Annotated in this window: 14 protein-coding genes and 1 pseudogene; 6 read left to right on the top strand and 9 right to left on the bottom strand. The window is 68.6% G+C overall.

The annotated features are described in order from the left end of the window. Nucleotides 1-4: 4 nt before the first annotated feature. The 4 genes and pseudogenes from K8P63_RS02305 to K8P63_RS02320 form a co-directional block, all read right to left on the bottom strand. Nucleotides 5-1,558, bottom strand: coding sequence for an MFS transporter (locus K8P63_RS02305; RefSeq protein ID WP_223798275.1), 1,554 nt, complete (start codon nt 1,556-1,558; stop codon nt 5-7). A 404-nt stretch (nt 1,559-1,962) separates the two neighbouring features. Beyond that, a pseudogene (locus tag K8P63_RS20920) lies at nt 1,963-2,061 on the bottom strand (PEPxxWA-CTERM sorting domain-containing protein); the annotation flags it as partial. Nucleotides 2,062-2,814: 753 nt separating this feature from the next. After that, nucleotides 2,815-4,164, bottom strand: coding sequence for an ATP-binding protein (locus K8P63_RS02315; protein ID WP_223798277.1), 1,350 nt, complete (start codon nt 4,162-4,164; stop codon nt 2,815-2,817). Continuing rightward, nucleotides 4,161-4,889 (bottom strand): response regulator transcription factor, encoded by a 729-nt coding sequence (locus K8P63_RS02320; protein WP_223798278.1) that lies wholly within the window; start codon nt 4,887-4,889, stop codon nt 4,161-4,163. The genes K8P63_RS02315 and K8P63_RS02320 overlap by 4 nt, the downstream gene beginning before the upstream one ends. 156 nt (nt 4,890-5,045) lie before the next feature. Between K8P63_RS02320 and K8P63_RS02325 the strand changes: the two genes are divergently transcribed. The 3 genes from K8P63_RS02325 (at nt 5,046) to K8P63_RS02335 (ending at nt 10,769) form a co-directional block, all read left to right on the top strand. Next, nucleotides 5,046-6,179, top strand: coding sequence for an efflux RND transporter periplasmic adaptor subunit (locus tag K8P63_RS02325; RefSeq protein WP_223798279.1), 1,134 nt, complete (start codon nt 5,046-5,048; stop codon nt 6,177-6,179). A gap of 61 nt (nt 6,180-6,240) precedes the next feature. Then, entirely contained in the window at nt 6,241-9,390 is a 3,150-nt protein-coding gene (locus tag K8P63_RS02330; RefSeq protein WP_317629369.1) for an efflux RND transporter permease subunit, read from the top strand. Further along, the gene (locus tag K8P63_RS02335; protein WP_223798281.1) at nt 9,387-10,769 is read left to right on the top strand and encodes an efflux transporter outer membrane subunit; all 1,383 of its coding nucleotides are present in this window, start codon (nt 9,387-9,389) and stop codon (nt 10,767-10,769) included. Before K8P63_RS02330 ends, K8P63_RS02335 begins: the two co-directional genes overlap by 4 nt. Before the next feature lie 3 nt (nt 10,770-10,772). Here K8P63_RS02335 and K8P63_RS02340 read toward each other — a convergent pair whose 3' ends face one another. Beyond that, entirely contained in the window at nt 10,773-13,274 is a 2,502-nt protein-coding gene (locus tag K8P63_RS02340) for an ABC transporter permease (RefSeq protein WP_223798282.1), read from the bottom strand. Beyond that, nucleotides 13,271-13,978: an ABC transporter ATP-binding protein gene (locus K8P63_RS02345; RefSeq protein ID WP_223798283.1), complete on the bottom strand. Its 708-nt coding sequence runs from the start codon at nt 13,976-13,978 to the stop codon at nt 13,271-13,273. The genes K8P63_RS02340 and K8P63_RS02345 overlap by 4 nt, the downstream gene beginning before the upstream one ends. Here K8P63_RS02345 and K8P63_RS02350 point away from each other — a divergent pair. Beyond that, nucleotides 13,963-14,619, top strand: coding sequence for an arylesterase (locus tag K8P63_RS02350; protein ID WP_223798284.1), 657 nt, complete (start codon nt 13,963-13,965; stop codon nt 14,617-14,619). The two genes, K8P63_RS02345 and K8P63_RS02350, sit on opposite strands and share 16 nt — an antisense overlap. 10 nt (nt 14,620-14,629) lie before the next feature. On the opposite strand, the gene K8P63_RS02355 is transcribed toward K8P63_RS02350, so the two are convergent. Genes K8P63_RS02355 through K8P63_RS02365 form a run of 3 tightly spaced genes read right to left on the bottom strand, consistent with a single transcriptional unit; the run spans nt 14,630 to nt 18,047 of the window. Then, nucleotides 14,630-16,078, bottom strand: a complete 1,449-nt coding sequence (locus K8P63_RS02355; RefSeq protein ID WP_223798285.1) for a CYTH and CHAD domain-containing protein — start codon at nt 16,076-16,078, stop codon at nt 14,630-14,632. 32 nt (nt 16,079-16,110) lie between these two features. Beyond that, nucleotides 16,111-17,163 carry a glycosyltransferase family 4 protein gene (locus K8P63_RS02360; protein ID WP_223798286.1) on the bottom strand — a complete coding sequence of 351 codons (1,053 nt, stop codon included), beginning with the start codon at nt 17,161-17,163 and terminating at the stop codon, nt 16,111-16,113. Beyond that, nucleotides 17,160-18,047 (bottom strand): UDP-2,3-diacylglucosamine diphosphatase, encoded by an 888-nt coding sequence (locus tag K8P63_RS02365; RefSeq protein WP_398288825.1) that lies wholly within the window; start codon nt 18,045-18,047, stop codon nt 17,160-17,162. Before K8P63_RS02365 ends, K8P63_RS02360 begins: the two co-directional genes overlap by 4 nt. A gap of 238 nt (nt 18,048-18,285) precedes the next feature. On the opposite strand from K8P63_RS02365, the gene K8P63_RS02370 reads away from it, so the two are divergent. Then, on the top strand, nt 18,286-18,933 hold the full coding sequence (locus tag K8P63_RS02370) for a class I SAM-dependent methyltransferase (RefSeq protein ID WP_223798287.1): 648 nt from the start codon (nt 18,286-18,288) through the stop codon (nt 18,931-18,933). Nucleotides 18,934-18,935: 2 nt separating this feature from the next. Further along, a complete protein-coding gene (locus K8P63_RS02375; RefSeq protein WP_223798288.1) occupies nt 18,936-19,583 on the top strand; it encodes a hypothetical protein in 648 nt (215 codons plus the stop codon). Nucleotides 19,584-19,755: the final 172 nt, after the last annotated feature.

The following is a 19,755-nucleotide window of genomic DNA, read 5'->3' on the forward strand; positions in this document are numbered from 1 at the left end:
TCTCTCAATGCTTCGCGAGCTGGATGCGCGGGGGATAGGTACGCTCTGGCAGCACGGCCAGCACCGCCATCAGGAAGATGACCAGGCAGCCGAGCACCAGGAACGTGTCGATCGTCGTCAGCGTCGTCACCGCCGCATCGACGCCGCTATTGAGCGCCTCCAGCGCGCCGGGCGCGCTCGGCACGCCCTGCGGCGTCAGCGCGGGGCGGACCGCGCCGGGGATCGGCGCCGCCTGGATGAGGTTGAGCCGGTCCGCGCCGATCGTCTCGACGATGCGGGTGCGGTGGAGCCCGCCGCGCCAGCGCCCGATCAGTTCGATCAGCCACGCGCCGATCGCCTCGGCCACCGCGCGCGGCCCGTTGACCAGCGCGGATGCGTACGGGCCTTCCTTGGGATCGACGACGTTGGTCGCCATCATCAGCAACGGCATCACGACGAACGAGAAGCCCACCGACTGCAGCATCTGCTGGAGGAAGAATTGGTCGCGCGTCCAGGCGGGGGTGAGGAACAGGCCCATGATGCACGCGGTGAGGATGCAGGCGAAGCCGACCGCGCTCACCCAGCGCGAATCGACCCACTCGATGTCGAGCAGCAGAGCGGTGGCGGGCAGCAGCACGAGCTGCGTCGCCGCCACCTCCAGCGTCAGCCAGTGCGCCTGCAGCGGTTTGTAGCCCTTGACCTGCTCGAGGAAGGTCAGCGGCACCTGGCTCGCCGACAGCGCGATGACGAGGAAGAAGATCAGCGTTAGCGCGGCGTAGGCGAAGTTGCGCCGCTTGAGCAGGTCGAGCCGGATCAGCGGCTGCTCGGCGCGCGTCTCGCGGATCAGGAAGCCGGCGATGCCGAGGATCGCGACCAACGTCATCACCGCGATGACCGATGAATTATACCAGTCGAGCCGGTCGCCCTGCTCCAGCACGATCGACAGGCTGCCGAAGCCGGCCGCTACCAGCAGCGCCCCCGGCCAGTCGAAATGCCGCAGGCGATCGTAGTTCGGCGGATCCTGCATCATCCCCCACCACACCATCACCGCCGCCACCGCGCAGAAGGGCAGCGCCTCGAAGAAGACGAAGCGCCAGTCGTCGACCACGTCGGTCCACAGGGCGGCGAGCGTCGTCGCGAGGTTGGGGGTGAAGGTCGCGGTGAGCGCGTAGACGGCGAGGCCGTAGAGGCGGATCGGCGGATCGAGCACGCGCAGCGCGGTCGTCATCAGCAGCGGGATCGTGAAGCCCGCGGCGAGCCCCTGCAATGCGCGCAGCGACAGCAGGATGGCGGGATCGGCGCCGAACAGCGGGATCGGCAGCGTCGCCGCGCACGACAGGCCGATCGCGAAGAGTGCGAAATGGCGGATCGAGAAAGCGACGCCCAGCGACGGCGCCATGCACATGCCGATCACCTCGCCGGTCACGTAGAGCGTGCGCAGCCAGGTGCCGTCGTCATGGCTGATGCCAAGCCCGCCGGACACGTCGGCAAGCGCGGTCGCGGTCACCTGATCGTTGAGCTGCGCGACCATTGCCGCGAGCAGGATGCCGCCGAGGCCGACGAGCCGCCTTGTGTCCACCTGCCCCCTGCCGCGTTATCGGATGTGCCGCGTGACTGAATGTTGCTGATCCGCGCCGGGCGAACGTGCAGGAGGCGTAACGGTTCAATCGGGCCCGTTCGGTGCGGACTGCGGTGGGGCGACGAGACGGCCAACCGGATCGTGTCTCGGTGGCAGCCACCCACATTCCACCGTCACCCCGGACCTGATCCGGGGTCCCGCTTTCCTTTACCGATAAGGGAAGAAGCTGGATCCCGGATCGAGTCCGGGATGACGAAATAGTGATGGCCGCTTTCGCCCATTTGCGGACGTTCCGACCCGACACGTTCGATCTTTTAAGCTGCCGTGCGGGCCAGCTGTATACGCCGCTTAATGACAGAAAGAAGCACCGCCGATCGCAGGACCGGCGGCGCGTCCATTTGAAGTCAGGCGAAGCTGACGGCAGCCTTCTTGCGACGCATCGCCGATCCAACAAGGCCAAAACCGCCGATAAACATCGCCCACGTCGCAGGCTCGGGAACAGAGGCGGCGGGCGCGACCGAAATCGTCAGACTGCTCTGGCCAGAGACAATGCTGTTGAGCGTGAAAGTGCCCGTGTTGAATACGGGAGCATTGTTGACAAGCGAGAATAGATCGGGGCCCGCAAACTGCGTGAAGCCTTGGGGTGAGCCCAAAATGTTCAGTGTCGCGGCGAGGAACGTGCCAAAGCCAACTGTGGCCGCGCCGGTTACACCCCCAAACGAGCCGGCGACATTATTGTACGACACCTGATCGCCGATGAAGCTGGAACTTTGATAATCCGGCGTGGTCGCGGTATCGATGCTGAATTGGGCATCGCGGGATCCGCTGAGCTGGAAGACATAGGTGGTGGCCGAAACCGGTACGGAAACCGTGATTGCAGCGAGCGCAATGCCCGCCGACAGGAAAAGCCGACTTTTCCGCATAATTAAATCCTCGCCAATCGACTGGACGATGCGTGCAATCGACTGCGCATGAGTTAATAAAAATTAACAGGTCGTCAAAAGATATATGTTTTCAATGACGTGCATCCGTTTCGAGTTTTCGACGTATGCGTGTCCTGTAAGCTGCCGTAGCAGAAGCGCGGCGCGGCTGACCTCTGATGATAGGAAAGAAGGACTCTGGCACTTTCGGCTTTGGACTTCGACTGGGACGGATAAAGCCGTCAGATTTTGCTGTCCTCGCATCAGAAAGCAGCCTGTCCGCAATTCACCATTCCCGGCCAATCGTAGGCAGCACCGCCGCCATAAGCCCACGGCCTAGATAGGCAGGCGCACCCTTGCGAGCAGGCCGCCGCCCGGTGCGTTGCGGAGTCTGATCGTCCCGCCGAATAGCGACGCCTGCGCGCGCGCGGTGGTCAGGCCGATGCCGCTGCCGCCGGTGGCGCGCGAGCGGCTCGTTTCCAGCCGGACGAACGGCTCGAACATGCGCTCCAGCGCCTCTTCGGGCAAACCGGGGCCGTGATCGCGGATGCGGATCTCCAGCACCGAGCCGGATCGTACGCAGCGCAGCTCGGCCGAGCCGCCATATTTCACCGCATTGTCGACCAGATTGTTGAGGCAGCGGATCAGCGCGTCGGGCTTGGTGCGCACGCTGGCGCCGCAGCCGTCGACGTAGCGCACGTCGGCGCCGAATTCGGCGGCATCCTCGGCGAGGCTGGCGAGCAGCGAGTCGATGTCGACCACCTGCCATTCCTCCTTGCTCTCGCTGCTGCGCGCGAGATCGAGGCCCTCGCGCACCAGTTTGTGCATGGCCGCGAGGTCGGCGACGAGCCGTTCGCGCAGCGGCTCGTCCTGCACCTGTTCGAGCCGCAGCCGGATGCGGGTGAGCGGGGTCTGCAGATCGTGGCTGATCGCGGCGAGGATCTGGGTGCGCTCGCTCAGCCCCTCCATCACCCGGCGCTGCATCAGGTTGAAGGTCGCGATCGCGGTGCGCACCTCGCCCGGCCCTTCCTCGGGAATCGGGGCGGGATCGGACGCGACCGAGAAGGTCCGCGCGGCGCGCGTCAGGCGCCGCAACGGCGACGCGGCGATCTGCGCCGTCAGCGTCCCCAGCAATGCGCTCGCGCCGATGATGAGCACGAGATAGAGCGGGTCGAGCGTCATGCGCGACGGCAGCACGAAGCGCGGCAGGCCGATGGCGATGTTCCGCTGCACGCCGGTGCGGTCGCGATATTCGACCAGCCAGCAATCCGATTTCGGCATCTGCGCGATGCCCGCCGCCATCACCCGCCAATTGAAGCGATGGATCGGGAAGCATTGCTCGCCGCTCACCGCCTGGCCGGCCGCGGTCGGCCCCAGCCGCTCGCGCAGCAGCGCCGTCAGCAGCGGCTCGGGATCGCGGACATGCAGGCCGGGCGAGGGCGCGCGTGCCCCGAGGATTTCGTCGGACGTGAGCAGCCGCATGCTGCGCTCGGGGTCGACATCCAGCCGGTGTGCCACGTCGGTGGCGCTGGCGACAACGTTCTGGAACCGCAGCCGCCGGAACATGTGCGCCTGCGCGTCTTCCGAGATCAGCAGGGCGACGAAGGCGGCGGCGGACATGCCGATCGTCAGCAGCAGGATGATCTGCCCGCGGAGCGACCCGATGAAGGCCGCGATCCGCCTCATTCGAAGCCCACGTCGGCGGCGAAGACATAGCCCTCGTTGCGGACGGTCAGAATCAACTCGCCTGGGCCGCCGGCATCGCTCAGCTTCTGGCGCAGGCGGCTGATCTGGAGGTCGATCGTGCGATCGAACGCCACCGTCGCGCGCCGCTCGGGCGACAGCGTCTCGCGCGTCAGCACGCGGTTGGGCGCGTCGACGAAGCGGTCGAGCAGGCGGAACTCGCCCGACGACAGGATCACCAGCCGCCCGTCCGGCGCCACCAGCCGCCGCTGGAGCAGGTCGAGCCGCCAGTCGGCGAAGCGGGCAAAGCGCGCGCCGCGCGGCCGGCCGCTCGGCTCGGCCCGCTGGCGCCGCAGAAGGTTGCGGATGCGGGCGAGCAGCTCGCGCGGCTCGAACGGCTTGGTCAGGTAATCGTCGGCACCCAGCTCCAGCCCCAGCACCCGATCGATCGCGCCGCCGCGCGCCGTCACCATGATGATCGCGCCGACATGGCCTTCGGCACGCAGCTCGCGGCACAGCGCGAGGCCGTCGCCGTCGGGCAGGTTGAGGTCGAGCACCAGCAGATCGATCGGCTCGGCGGCGAGATGGCGGCGGATCTCGGCGATCGATCCGGCCGCACGCACGGCATAGCGCTCGCGCGCGAGCTGCTCCGCGATCAATGCGCGAATATCCTCATCGTCGTCGGCGACGAGGATGGTCGTCTCTGCTGCCTCCACGGTCTCGCTCATGTCGGGTGGGCCTAAGGCGTGCAAACGCCGCCGCGCCAGCGTTGGATACACAATGATACACCGGGCAACCTGCCGCTACCCGATGACGCAGTGCAGCACATGCCGGTTACAGCTTGATCCTGTTGCTCCGGCCCGGCGAGGCGGCAAAGGGCGGCCATGCGAATCGCGTCTTCCGTCCGTATCATGCCGCTGGCCGCGGCGATCGTCCTGCTGGCTGGCTGTTCGGGCCAGAAGAAGCAGCAGCCGCAGCGCGGGCCGGCCGAGGTGGGCGTCGTCACGCTCAAGGCCGAGCGGGTGGAGACCACGACCGAGCTGACCGGACGCACCAACCCGACGCTCGCCTCCGACGTCCGCCCGCAGGTTGACGGGCTGATCCTGAAGCGCCTGTTCACCGAAGGGACGATCGTCCATGCCGGCCAGCCGCTCTACCAGATCGATCCGCGCCAATATCGCGCCAGCCGCGATCAGGCCGCGGGTCTGCTGGAGAATTCGCAGGCCACCTACGCCGCCGCGCAGGCGCAGGCCGAGCGCTATCGCGCGCTGACCGACATCAACGCGGTCAGCAAGCAGGCGATCGACAATGCGGTGGCGCAGGCACGCGAGGCCAAGGCCAGCATTCACCAGAATGCCGCGTCGCTCTACGCCGCGAAGGTCAATCTCGATTATACCTTGGTGCGCGCGCCGATCACCGGCCGCATCAGCCGCTCGGCGGTCACGCCCGGCGCGCTCGTCACCGCCAGCCAGACGACCGCGCTCGCCACCATCCAGCAGCTCGACCCGATCTATGTCGATATCGTCCAGTCGAGCGACGCGCTGCTCGCGCTGCGCCGCTCGCTCGCCAAGGGCAGCGTGCTGCCGTCGGCGGCGACGGTTCAGCTGAAGCTGTCGGACGGCAGCGCCTATCCGCACACCGGCCGCATCGAGTTCGCCGAAGTCACGGTCGACGAGACCACCGGCACCGTCACGCTGCGCGCGCGCATGCCCAATCCCGAGGGCATCTTGCTGCCGGGCATGTTCGTGCGGGTGGAGGCGGCGCAGGGCATCGTGCCGAACGGCATCCTCGCGCCGCAGCAGGGCATCACCCGCGATCCCAAGGGTAATGCCACGGCCTTGGTGGTCGGCCCTGACAACAAGGTCGCCCAGCGCACCGTCTTCACCAAGCAGGCGATCGGCGACAAATGGCTGATCACCAGCGGGCTCAAGCCCGGCGATCGGCTGGTGGTCGAGGGTACGGACAAGGCGCAGCCCGGCGCGGTGGTGAAGCCCGTCCCCGCCGGCAATCTGGGCTGACCCCGTGAGCCAGTTCTTCATCGACCGGCCCATCTTCGCGTGGGTTATCGCGATCGGCATCATGATGGCCGGCATCCTAGGCATCACCCAGCTGCCGATCGCGCAATATCCCGACATCGCGCCGCCCAGCGTCACCGTGTCGGCGACCTATCCCGGCGCCAACGCCCAGACGCTGCAGTCGAGCGTCACGCAGGTGATCGAGCAGCAGCTGACCGGCGTCGACGGCCTGCTCTATTTCTCGTCGACCTCCAGCGCGGCGGGCACCGCGACGATCACCGCCACCTTCGCCAAGGGCACCGACCCCGACATCGCCCAGGTGCAGGTGCAGAACAAGGTGACGCAGGCCAATTCGCGCCTGCCGAGCCAGGTGCAGCAGCAGGGCCTGCTGGTGCAGAAGTCGAACAGCGACTTCCTGCTCGTCGTCGGCATCTACGATTCGACCGACCGTTCGACCAACGCCGATATCGCCGACTGGCTGGGCAACAACCTGCAGGACGATCTGTCGCGCGTGAACGGCGTCGGCCAGACCCAATTGTTCGGGTCGGGCTATGCGATGCGCATCTGGCTCGATCCGTACAAGATGGCGGCGGTGCAGCTGATGCCCGCCGATATCTCGACCGCGGTGCAGGCGCAGAATGTCGACGTGTCGGCCGGCCAGATCGGCCAGCTGCCGGCGGTGAAGGACCAGCAGCTCAACGCGATCGTCAACGCCAAGTCGCGCCTGCAGACACCCGAGCAGTTCCGCAACATCGTCGTCAAGACGCGCACCGACGGCACCGTGATCCGCCTGGGCGACGTGGCGCGGGTCGAGATGGGCGACGACACCTACACGTCGACCGTCGAGTATAACCGCCATCCGGCGACCGGCCTCGCGATCCAGCTCGCGCCCGGCGCCGATGCACTCAAGACCGCCAAGGCGGTGAAGGCGCGCGTCGCCGAGCTGACCACCAACCTGCCGCAGGGCTACAAGATCATCTATCCGCGCGACACGACCGACTTCATCAAATTGTCGGTCGAGGAGGTGGTGAAGACGCTGATCGAGGCGATCGTGCTGGTCGTGATCGTGATGTTCGTCTTCCTGCAGAGCTGGCGGGCGACGTTGATCCCGGCGATCGCGGTGCCGGTGGTGCTGTTGGGCACGTTCGGCATCCTCGCTTTGTTCGGTTACTCGATCAACACGCTCACCTTGTTCGGCATGGTGCTGGCGATCGGCCTGCTCGTCGACGACGCGATCGTCGTGGTCGAGAATGTCGAGCGCATCATGGAGGAGGAGAAGCTGCCGCCCAAGGAGGCGACCTCCAAATCGATGGGCGAGATCGGCTCGGCGCTGGTCGGCATCGCGATGGTGCTATCGGCGGTGCTGCTGCCGATGGCCTTCTTCGGCGGCTCGACCGGCGTGATCTACCGCCAATTCTCGATCACAATCGTGTCGGCGATGGCGCTGTCGGTGCTGGTCGCGCTGATCCTGACGCCGGCTTTGTGCGCGACCCTGCTCAAGCCCAACACGCACAGCAAGACCGAGGGCAACGGCATCGGCGCGCGGTTCAACCGCTGGTTCGACCGCACCACCGATCGCTACGTCCATGGCGTCGACAGCGTCCTGTCGCATCGCCTGATCCATTTCCTCGTCTATGCCGGCATCGTCGTCCTGCTCGGCTTCCTGTTCGTACGGCTGCCCACCGGCTTCCTGCCGAACGAGGATCAGGGCAGCGCGATCGTGCAATATACGCTGCCGGCGGGTGCCGCGCAGTCGCGAACCGATGCGATCCGCACGCAGGTCGAGGATTTCTACCTCGGGCCGGAGAAGAAGAACGTCGCCGGCCTGTTCGCGATCAACGGCTTCAGCTTCTCGGGCTCGGGCCAGAATGCCGGGCTCGGCTTCGCGATCCTCGCCCCGTTCAACGATCGCAAGGGATCGAAGAACGGCGTCGACGCGATCAACGCGCGCGCGATGGGCGCCTTCTCGAAGATCCGCGACGCGCAGGTGTTCGCGCTGACGCCGCCGCCGATCAGCGGCCTCGGCCAGTCGAACGGCTTCACCTTCGAATTGCTCAATTCCAGCGGCATGCCGGCCGACAAGTTCGCCGCGCTGCGCGACAAGGTGGTCGCGGCGGCCAACAAGGATCCGCAGCTGGCGGCGGTGCGGCTCAACTCGCTGCCCGACACGCCGCAGCTGCGCGTCAACATTGACGAGGCCAAGCTGGCGGTGCTCGGCCTTACCGAAAGCAACGTGACCTCGACGCTCAGCGCGGCGTGGGGCAGCACCTACATCAACGATTTCATCGATCGCGGCCGCGTGAAGCGCGTCTACATGCAGGCCGACGCGCCATATCGCATGCTGCCAAGCGACCTCGACACCTGGTTCGTCCGCTCGAGCGCCACCACCAGCAGCACGACCACGACGGGCAGCAGCACGTCCGACACGAGCAGCACGGCATCGGCGATGGTGCCCTTCTCGGCCTTCGCCACCACCAGCTGGGAGAAGGGGCCGACCTCGCTCACCCGCTTCAACGGCCGCGCCTCGTTCGAAATCCAGGGCGGCTCGGCGCCGGGCGTAAGCTCCGGCACCGCCATGCAGCGCATCGTCGCAATCGCGCAGCAGAATGCACCCGGCACCACCTACGCCTGGAGCGGCATGTCGTATCAGGAGAATATCTCCAGCGGTCAGGCGCCGATCCTCTACGGCCTGTCGATGCTGGTCGTGTTCCTGTGCCTGGCGGCATTGTATGAGAGCTGGTCGATCCCGTTCGCGGTGCTGCTCGTGATCCCGCTCGGCCTGATCGGCGCGGTGCTGGCGGTGACGTTCCGCGGGCTGGAGAACGACATCTACTTCCAGGTCGGCCTGCTCACCACGATGGGGCTTGCCGCCAAGAATGCGATCCTGATCGTCGAATTCGCCGAGATGGTGCATCGCGACGGCAAGGATGCCTACGAATCGGCGCTGGAGGCGGCGAAGCTGCGGTTGCGACCGATCCTGATGACCTCGATCGCCTTCATCGCCGGCGTGTTCCCGCTGGCGATCGCGACCGGCGCGGGCGCGTCCAGCCGCATCGCGATCGGCACGGCGGTGGTCGGCGGCATGCTCACCGCGACGATGCTCGCCATCTTCTACGTGCCCTTATTCTTCGTGGTGGTCGCGAAGCTGTTCCATCGCGACGCGGCGCCCGAAACGCCCGACGCGCCCTCGAATGCGCAGGCGGAGCCGGCATGATGCGCAGCGCACTCCTCTCGCTGCCTCTGCTCGCGCTCGTCGCGGGCTGCGATCTCGCCCCGGCATACAAGCAGCCGCACCCGGCGACGCCGTCGCAATGGCCGACCGGCGAGGCTTACCCCGCAGCCACCGATCAGCCGGCCGGGCTGCCGTGGCGGACGATGATCGCCGACACGCATATGCGCGCGGTGATCGAGCGCGCGCTGGCGGCGAACCAGAATCTCGCCGCCACGGTCGCCAACGTTGCCGCGGCGCGCGCGCAATATCGCGTGCAGCGCTCGGCGCAATTGCCGACGCTGACCGGCGATGCCGGCGCGACGCTCGCGCGCGGCATCACCCAGTCGCAGACCGATACCAGCAGCTACAATGTCAATGCGGGCATCAGCAGCTTCGAGATCGACCTGTTCGGTCGCCTCAAGAACCTGACCAGGCAGGCGTTCGAGCAATATCTGGCGACCGAGGCGGGCATGCGCTCGGCGCGGATCACGTTGATCGCCGAGACCGCCAATGCCTATCTCACGCTCGCGTCCGACCGCGACCTGCTGACGATCGCGCGCGATACGGTGGCGAGCGGCAATCGTTCGCTGGAGCTGACCCGTACCTTGTTCAACGCCGGGCTGGCGGCGGCGAGCGACGTCTCCAATGCCGAGACGATCGTGGCGCAGGCCCAGTCCGATGCCGCGCAATATACCACCTATGTCGCGCAGGATCGCAACGCGCTCGAATTGCTCGTCGGCGGCCCGGTGCAGGACGAGGATCTGCCGCAGTCGCTCGCCACGCTGGATCCGGCGATCGCGATCACGCCTGCGGGCCTCTCCTCGACGGTGCTGCTGCAGCGGCCCGACGTGCTGCAGGCCGAACACCAGCTTAAGGGCGCGAATGCCAGCATCGGTGCGGCGCGCGCCGCCTTCTTCCCGACGATCACGCTGACCTCGGCGCTGGGCGTCGCGAGCACGGCTTTGTCGTCGCTGTTCACCGGCGGCGCGCTCAGCTTCACCGCGGCACCGCAGGCGTCGCTGCCGATCCTCGGCGGCACCAATCGCGGCAACCTTGCTTATGCCAAGGCCGAGCGGGATTATTATCTCGCGACCTATCGCTACACCGTCCAGACGGCGTTCCGCGAGGTGGCCGACGGGCTCGCGCGGCGCGGCACGATCGATCGCCAGCGCGCGGCGCAGGCGCGGCTCGTCGCGGCGTCGGCCACCAGCTACCGATTGGCCGACGCGCAATATCGCGTGGGCACGGACACCTATCTCAACGCGCTGACGGCGCAGCGCACGCTATATTCGGCACGCCAGAGCCAGGTGGCGACCGTTCTCACCGATCTGCAGAACCGCATCTCGCTCTACGAATATATCGGCTCGGACGCGGGCCGCTGAGGCTCAGCCGTCGCGCAACGCCTCGGCCGGGCGGGTCCGCAGCACGCCGATGCTGCCGCCGACGCCGATGCCGAGCGTGACGACGACGGTCGCGCCCAGTGTCAGCGCCACCACTCGCCAGTCGGGCGCCCACGGCAGCGCGAAGATGCGCACCACGACATACCAGCCAGCGCCCGCGCCGACTGCGAGCGCGACGCCTGCCAGCACCAGCGACAGCAACGCATATTCGATCGCCTGCACGCCCAGCACCTGCGCGCGGCGCGCGCCGACCAGCTTCAGGATCACCGCGTCGTAGCGACGCGCGCCGGCGGCGGCCGCGACCGCGCCGACCAGCACGGCGATGCCCGCAGCGACCGTCACCGTCGCCGCAACGCGCACCGCCAGCGCGATCTGGCCGAGCAACTCGCTCACCTTGCCGAGCAGGTCGCCGACGCGCACCATCGTCACCGACGGGAGCGCCGCCGCCACCGTGCGCGCGAGCGCGCCGTCGCGCGCGGGCGGTGCGTACACCGTGGCGAGCAAGGCGTGGGGTGCCTCCTCGATATAGCCGGGCGAAAAGATGATCGCGAAGTTGAGCCCCAGCCCGGTCCAGTTTACCCGCCGCAGCGAGGCGACGCGCGCCGGCACGTCGACCCCGAGCACCGAGATGGTGATGCCGTCGCCGACCTTGAGCCCGAGCGAGTCCGCCACGCCGCTTTCGATCGAGACCAGCGGCGGCCCGCGATAATCGGGCGACCACCAGCGCCCCGCCACCACCGTGTTGCGCGGCGGCACGACCGCCGACCAGGTGAGCGTGCGGTCACCGCGCAATGCCCAGGCATGCTCGGCCAGTCCGCGAAGCTGCGTGACCGGAACGCCGTTGAGCGCGCGGATCGCGCCGCGCAGCGAGGGCACCGCCTCGATCCGCGCGCCGGGTGCCGCGGTCTGCACCGCCTTGCGGAAGGTTGCCGCATCCTCCGGCTGGAGATCGACCGCGAAGAAGCGCGGCGCGCGCGCCGGCGCCGCGCCGGTCAGCTCCGATGACAGGCTGGTGTCGATCACCGCCAGCGCGACGAACAGCGAGAAACCGAGCCCCAGCGCGACCACCAGCCGGTCGGTCTGCGCGCCGGGCCGATGGAGGTTGGCCAGCGCCAGTCGCAGCAAGGGGCGGCGCGCACGCGGCAGTCGCGCGAGCAGCAGGCGGATGGCGAGGCCGAGCAGCCAGAGCAGAACGATCAGCCCCGCCGTCGCCGCGACGAACTCGGCGGCCAACTTGCGGTCGCTCGCGGACAGGATCGCGAGCGCGACCAGCGCCGCCACGATCGACGCCATCGCCGCCGCCAGCCGAACGCTGGGCCGAGCGCGCAGCCCGACCACGCCGCGCAGCAACGTCGCCGCGGGCACGGCGCGCGCGCGCGCAAAGGGCGGCAGCGCGAACAGCAAGGCGATCAGCAAGGCGAGCGCCGCAGCGGTCGCCAGCGGCAGCGGATAGAGCGCCAGCCGCGGCGGGATCGGCAGGGCATCGCCCGCCACCGCCGCGACGATCCACGGCACCACCGCGCCGAGCGCGAGCCCGGCGAGGATCCCGACCGCCGCGACGATGCCGAGCTGGGTGAGGAAGATGCGGGCGATCATCGGCGAGCGCGCACCGAGCACCTTGAGCGTGGCGATGATGCGCGTCTTGCCGGCGAGATAGGCCGCGACGCCGCTGCCGACGCCCACCCCGGCGATCGCCAGCGCCGACAGGCCGACCAGCAGCAGGAACTGGCCGAGCTGGGCGATGGCGCGGCGCAGCGTGGCGGCGGCCTGTTCGGGCGTGCGCACGCTCCAGCCGGCCGACGGGAAGTGCCCGACCAGCCGCGCGCCCACCGCTGCCGCTTCGGCGGGGCGGGGGAGCAGCAGGCGGTAATGGCTCGTATAGAGGCTGCCCGGCTGCACCAGCCGCGTGGCGTCGAGCGCCGCCATGTCGACGATCACCGGCGGCCCGATCGCGAAATTGCCGCCCAGCCGGTCAGGCTCGTCCGCGATCAGGCCGACGATCGTCAGCCGGGCCGATCCGATCCGGATCGCGTCGCCGATGCGCAGCCCCATCCGCTCGGCCAATGCGGGCGCGACGACTGCCTGCAGGCCATGCGGCCGTGGTGCGCGCGCGCCGGGCGCGAGGCGGAAGCGGCCGACCAGCGGCCAGCGATCGTCCACCCCGCGCAGCTCGATCAGCACCGGGGGCACGTCGGGCCGATCCGCCGCCTGCGCCATCGCCCGCATCGACAGCGTCTCTGACAGACGGCCGGCGGCGGCGAAGGCGGCGGTCTCGTCGACCAAGGCACGCCGCTGCGACACCTGCAGATCGAGATCGCCGCCCAGCATCGTCCGCCCCTGCGCGTCGAGCGCGGCGATCAGGCTGGCCGAAAGGCTGCCGATTCCCGCCAGCCCCCCCGTGCCGAGGAACAGGCACAGCGCCAGCAGCAGCAGCCCGCGCCCGCCGCGACGCAGATCGCGCAGCGCCAGACGCCAGGCGACGCTCACGCGGTCCGGCGATCCGCGACGATCAGCCCGTCGGCAAGCTCGACCACGCGGGCGCAGCGCGCGGCCAGCGTCGCATCGTGGGTGATGACGAACAATGTGCTGCCATGCGCGGCCTGCCGTGCGAAAAGGAGGTCCATGATCGCGGCGCCGGTCGCGGCGTCGAGATTGCCGGTCGGCTCGTCGGCGAAGACCAATGGGGGTGCCGCGACCAAGGCGCGGGCGATCGCCACGCGTTGCTGCTCGCCGCCCGAAAGCTGCGCCGGATAATGGCCGAGCCGTTTGGCCAGCCCGACCGCCGCCAGCTCCGCCTCGGCACGCGCGAACGCGTCGGACGCACCGGCCAGTTCCAGCGGCACCGCGACATTTTCCAGCGCGGTCATCGTCGGCAGCAGGTGGAAGGCTTGCAGCACGATGCCGATCCGCGCGCGTCGCGCCGTCGCCAGCGCATCCTCGTCGAGCCGCTCGAAATCCATGCCGGCGACGCGGACGGTGCCGTCGCTCGGCCGCTCGAGCCCCGACAGCACCGCCATCAGCGACGATTTGCCCGATCCCGACGCACCGAGCAGCGCGACCGTCTCGCCGGGCGCGACGGTCAGGTCGATGCCGCGCAGGATATCGACGCGTGCGGGCGGCCGGCCGAGCGACAGGCGGACGTTGCGCGCCGCGATCACCGCGCTATCGGTCGGATATGGAGCAATCGTCACGCGCGCCGCGATACGGATGGCAGGGGCGGCTTGTCCACCTTCTGCTCGCGCTGGCGCTCGCATGGCCGGTACAGGCGGTCGCGCGGACGCGGCTGATCTGGGCGTTCGGCGACAGCCTCACCGCCGGCTACGGCCTGCCGCCGGCGCAGGGCTTCACCGCGCAGCTGGAGGCGGCGCTCAATCGCGACGGCATGGCGGCGCGGGTGGCGAATGGCGGCGTCGCGGGCGATACCGCCGCGCAGGCGCGGGCGCGGTTGCTGTGGGGCCTGCGCGGGCTCGGCGCGGTGCCCGATCTGGCGATCGTCGAGCTTGGCGCCAACGACATGCTGCGTGGCCTGCCGCCGGCGCAGGCGCAGGCGAACCTCGACATGATCCTCGCCGCGTTCCGCGCGCGGCACATCCCCGTGCTGCTCGCCGGCATGCGCACCGCGCCGAACCTCGGGCCCGATTATGCCCACGCCTTCGAGGCGATCTACCCGACGCTGGCGCGCAAATATCGCGTGCCGCTCTACCCATTCTTCCTTGCGGGCGTCGCGGGCCAGCGTGCGCTGATCCAAGGCGACGGGCTGCACCCCAACCCCAAGGGCGTGGCGATCGTCGTGCGCGGCATCGTGCCGAGCGTGAAGGCGGCGCTGCGCTAGCGCGCGCCCGCTATCGCCAGAAACGCTTCATATCCATCAGCCGCTCGTGCGCCTCCGCCGCGCGCGCCAGCAGGTCGGCGCGGTCGTGCGGCGGCGTCACCGCCGCGGGATCGAGCCCGAGCCGCGCGATCAGGTGCGGTGCGGTTGCCAGATCGTTGAGCGCGCCGAGCTGGTCCTGCAGCGTCTCCAGCACCTCGGCGAAGGCCGCGTGGCGCCGCTTGCCCTTGCCGGTCGACCACAGGCAGGCGAAGAATTCGCTGGCATAGCGCAATTTCTTGGCGGCGATCCGCGCGCGGTGACGATGCTCGTCGTCAAGTTCGGCCAGATCGTGGCCGCGTCGCTTCAGGCGTTTGCGCGTGCGGTCGAGCAGGTCGGCGGCGAGCTGCCGGACGGGCATGGCGGCGATGTCGCTCGCCCGCACGCGCCAGTCGCCCACCGCGAGCCATTGGGCGAGGTCGAGCATCAGCCGCCGGCTGCGCGGATCCGCCAAGGCGGCGCGGACCCGCGTCATGCCTGCGTCGCGCGCCCCGACCAGTTGCGGGCTGGCGCTTTCCCCGTGCGCCGCGATCAGCACGTCGAGATCGCGCACCTCGCCCAGCGCGCCCGCCAGCCAGCGCAGGTCGCCCGCCAGCCGCGCGGCGGTGAGGTCGCCCGCCAGCATCGGCGCGAACAGCGAGAATGCCGAGCGCAGCCGGCGCAGACCGACCCGCGCCTGATGCACCGCCGCCGCATTGCCGTGCGCGATGACCAGCGTCTCGTTCAGCCGGAACTGGCGCAGGCAGGCGCGGGCGATCGTGGCGAAGGCTTCGCGACCGTCCGCGTCGGCGCCGAGTATGATCGGCTCGGCCTTCACCGCGCGCTTGGGCTTGCCGGCCGACAGCCGCTGTCCGCGTTCGGACTTGCTGAGGATACCCAGCCGCAGCGGCGCGGCGGCGTCCAGCCGGCGGGCAAGATCGAACAATGCGATGGCCGAACCGTCCTTCAGCTCCAGCTCGAGATCGTGCACCGGATCGCGGCGCTTGCCCGCGCGCACCTCGCCGCGATCGAGCGCCACTTCGATGCGGGCGTCGCTGGCCTCGATCGTCCAGACCGTGCGGGCGATATCGCTCGCGAACAGCGGCACCAGCGGCTTGTCGGCGACGAGCGGCGCGATCGGGCTCTGCGCCGGATCGAGCAGCGGCGTGGCGTCGGCGACCTCCATTTCCCATTCGGGCCGAGCGAACAGGCCCGCGGCAGGCGCGCCATCGGCCTTGATCGTTTGGACGAACCGGCCACCCACCTCGCGCACCCGCAGCGTGAAGCCATGCTCGGCCAGGACGCCGTCGGCGGTGTCGTAATAGGTCGAGACGAGCCGCTGCGTCAGCGACGACGCGGCCGCCAGCGGTTCGGCCGCGAGCAGCGCATCCACGTCGGCGGGATCATATTCGAGCTTGAGCTCGATCTCGAACGGGTCGTCCATGGCACCTCAACCGGCGAGGGGTCGCGCGGTTGCTAGGCCGCCATCGCCTGCAGCCGGCGGCTGATCGGCTGTAATGCACCGATAAACTGATCGGTGCACGCATCCCAGCTATAGCTGCGCCCTTCCGCCGCGCAGGCAGAGGGTGCAGCGTCCAGCGCCCGGCCGATCGCGACCGCCAGATCATCGTCGAGCGCGCCGATCACCTGTCCGCGTGTGCCGCGCCCGTCCCTGCCGACGATGTCGAGCGGGCCGTGCACCGGATAGCCTGCCACCGGCGTGCCGCTCGCCAACGCTTCGATCATCACCAGCCCGAACGTGTCGGTGCGGCTGGGGAAGACGAACACGTCGGCGGCCGCATAGGCGCCGGCGAGCGCTTCGCCCTGCAATGCGCCGAGCAACTTCGCCTGCGGAAACGCCCGCGCGAGCGCCGCCGCGGCCGGGCCGTCGCCGACCAGCACCTTGGTGCCCGGCGTATCGGCCGCGAGGAAGGCGTCGAGATTCTTCTCTACCGCCAGCCGACCGACATAAAGCTGGATCGGCCGGGGCAGGTCGATCAGCGCCGGGTGCGGCGCGGCGTCGGGCGCGAACAAGGCCGTGTCCACCCCGCGCGACCAGCGCGTCGTCTGGCCAAGGCCCTGCGTGCGGAGTTCCGCCGCCAATCCCTCGGTCGCCACCATGATGCGGTGAGCCGGCCGATGGAAGCGGCGCACGACCGGCCAGAACCACGCGGTCGGCAGCCCGGTCCGCATCGCGACATAATCAGGGAAACGCGTGTGGAACGAGGTGGTGAAGGGCAGTTCGTGCGCAATGCACCAGCGCCGCGCCGCCCAGCCGAGCGGCCCTTCGGTGGCGATATGGATCGCATCGGGATCGAACGCCGCCAGCCGGCGCGCGACCTCTGCGCCGCAGCCGAGCGCCAGCCTTATCTCGGGATAGCTGGGGCAGGGAACGGTGCGAAAGCCGTCGGGCGTGATCGTCTCGACCCGATGCCGCCGCTCGGCGAGCTTCGCGACCGTGGTCGCGAGCGTGCGGACGACGCCGTTGACCTGCGGCGCCCACGCATCCGAGACGAGCGCGATCTTCACGCCGGCACCGGCGCCCCCGCCTCGATCGCCAGCTGCGGCGCGAGCTTCTTCGCCGCGGCTTCCGCCCGCTTGCGCTCGGCCCAGTCGATGATCGCCATGCGGCCGTCCTCATGCTCGACCAGAGCGGTGCAGCTCTCCACCCAGTCGCCGTCATTATAATAGGTCACGTCGCCGAACTGGCGGATCTCGGCGGAATGGATGTGGCCGCAGACGACGCCGTCGACCCCGGCCTCGACCGCCGCATGCGCCACCACTTCCTCGAAGCGGCAGATGAACTGCACGGCGTTCTTGACGCGCTTCTTCAGATGCGCGGCGAGGCTCCAATAAGGCAGGCCGAAGCGCCGGCGCACCCAATTGACCCCGGCATTGCTCTTCAGCAGCAGCACGTAGGCACTGTCGCCGAGGAAGGCGAGCCACTTGGCGTAAAGGACCACGCCGTCGAACTGGTCGCCGTGAAGCACCAGCAGGCGGCGGCCGTCGGCGGTCTCGTGGATCGCGCGGTTGACGATCTCGACGTCGCCCAGGCCGAGGCCGGCATAGTCGCGCAGCAGCTCGTCATGATTGCCCGGCACGTAGATGACGCGCGTGCCGTGCTTGGACAGCTTGAGCACGCGGCGGACGATGTCGTTGTGGCGCGGCGGCCAGTACCAGCCCTTGCGCAGCTGCCACGCGTCGATGATGTCGCCGACCAGATAGAGCGTTTCGCACTCGATCGACTTGAGGAAGTCGAGCAGCAGCTCCGCATTGCAGCCGGGCGTGCCGAGATGCGTGTCGGAGATGAAGACGGTGCGGAAGCGCAGGCGGTGGCGGCCGTTCGGGCGCGGATCGGGCTCGCGCAGCCAGTCGGGCAGGGTGGGTGTTTCCGGTGGAGGTGAACCGGTCACGGTTGGAACAAGTCGCGCCTGCGGGGTGAGTTCCGGTGCGGTAGCCAAGCGATCGCTCCCATGGGCCCTTCGATTGGACGCGCGTACCATCCGCTGATGGCCCGTCCGTGTCAAAACGGTTGCAGATCGATGAAAGCTGCATCGCGTCTTGCCCGTTGTCATAAAACTTTGATCTTGATTTCGCGAGATCGCAACGCAATCGTCGCATGGTCCGCGCTCAATTTGGCAGGAGCCTTCAATGGCCACGACGATGCAGACCCGAACTGTGGCTGCCGCCTACGATCGCTGGGCGCCGGTTTATGACCTTGTTTTTGGGGCCGTCTTCAAGCGCGGCCGTTCGGTCGCGATCGAGCGCGCCTGCCGCATCGGCGGCAAGGTGCTGGAAGTCGGCGTCGGCACCGGCATCTCGCTGCCCCAATATGACAAGAATTGCCGCCTCACCGGTGTCGATATTTCCGAGGGCATCCTTGCCAAGGCGATGCAGCGCGTGCGCGAGCAGAAGCTGACCAATGTCGACGGCATCATGGTGATGGATGCCGAGGCGCTCGCCTTCGAAGACGACAGCTTCGACGTGGTGGTCGCGCAATATGTCATCACCGCGGTGCCGAACCCGGAGCGCGCACTCGACGAGTTCGCGCGGATCGTGCGGCCGGGCGGCGAGATCATCATCACCACGCGCATCGGCGCCGGCACCGGCGTGCGCGGCCGGATCGAGAAGGCGCTGATGCCGATCACCAGCCGCCTCGGCTTCCGCACCGAATTTCCGTGGGAGCGCTACGCCAATTGGGCGGCGCGCGTCCGTTCGATGGAATTGGTCGAGCGCCGCCCGCTGCCGCCGCTCGGCCATTTCGAGCTGCTCCGCTTCCGCAAGGTCAAGGGTTCGTAACGATGGCGCATTCCTTTCCCGACAGCGACATGGCCCCCGCGGGCAAGATCGCGACGTTCCGTGCGGCGCTGGATGAGCAGCGCTGGGACGATCACCGTTATTATCACCACAGCCTGGTCAACCAGAGCCTGCACTTCCTGAGCGCGTCGAGCTTCATCGTCGCCTATGTGCTGCTGTTCCACGATCCGGCGATCGCCAGCCTGCTCGGCTGGTGCGTGGCGATGACGAGCCGCCAGGCCGGCCACTTCTTCTTCGAGCCGAAGGGCTATGACGAGGTCAACCAGGCGACGCATTCGCACAAGGAAGAGATCAAGGTCGGCTACAATCTGTTCCGCAAGATCGTCTTCATGTCGATCTGGGCGCTGATGCCGCTGCTGCTGCTGATCTCGCCGACCCTGTGGGGCGTGTTCGCGCCGATCCCCGGTCCGATGGGCTTCATCCGCCATGTCGGCCTGATGTGGCTGGCGCTGGGCGCTGGCGGCCTGCTGTTCCGCACGGTGCAACTGTTCTTCGTGCGCGACATCCCGACCGGGCTCGTCTGGGCGACCAAGATCATCACCGACCCGTTCAACGACTTCAAACAGTATCGCCACGCGCCGGTGCGCCTGCTGAAGGGCGAGCGGATGGATCAGTATATCGCCACGCGCTGATCGGATCGGGCGCGTCGCCGGTGGCGGCGCGCTTCTCCGTCCGAAAAATCGGCATCGGCGATGCGCGCATGTCGATACCCTGTTCTCCTGCGGACGCAGGAGAATAGGGGCCAAGCGCTACGCATGCAGCTCTGGGCTCCTGCTTCCGCAGGAGCACGGGGTTTCTTCGATG

It is taken from the genome of Sphingomonas nostoxanthinifaciens (genome assembly GCF_019930585.1).
Lineage (GTDB): Bacteria > Pseudomonadota > Alphaproteobacteria > Sphingomonadales > Sphingomonadaceae > Sphingomonas_I > Sphingomonas_I nostoxanthinifaciens.

Coding starts and splice junctions, on each gene's coding strand:
- K8P63_RS02315 (WP_223798277.1), bottom strand. CDS start 4,164: ATGAGGCGGATCGCGGCCTTCATCGGGTCGCTCCGCGGGCAGATCATC.
- K8P63_RS02320 (WP_223798278.1), bottom strand. CDS start 4,889: ATGAGCGAGACCGTGGAGGCAGCAGAGACGACCATCCTCGTCGCCGAC.
- K8P63_RS02325 (WP_223798279.1), top strand. CDS start 5,046: ATGCGAATCGCGTCTTCCGTCCGTATCATGCCGCTGGCCGCGGCGATC.
- K8P63_RS02330 (WP_317629369.1), top strand. CDS start 6,241: ATGATGGCCGGCATCCTAGGCATCACCCAGCTGCCGATCGCGCAATAT.
- K8P63_RS02335 (WP_223798281.1), top strand. CDS start 9,387: ATGATGCGCAGCGCACTCCTCTCGCTGCCTCTGCTCGCGCTCGTCGCG.
- K8P63_RS02350 (WP_223798284.1), top strand. CDS start 13,963: ATGGAGCAATCGTCACGCGCGCCGCGATACGGATGGCAGGGGCGGCTT.
- K8P63_RS02355 (WP_223798285.1), bottom strand. CDS start 16,078: ATGGACGACCCGTTCGAGATCGAGCTCAAGCTCGAATATGATCCCGCC.
- K8P63_RS02370 (WP_223798287.1), top strand. CDS start 18,286: ATGGCCACGACGATGCAGACCCGAACTGTGGCTGCCGCCTACGATCGC.
- K8P63_RS02375 (WP_223798288.1), top strand. CDS start 18,936: ATGGCGCATTCCTTTCCCGACAGCGACATGGCCCCCGCGGGCAAGATC.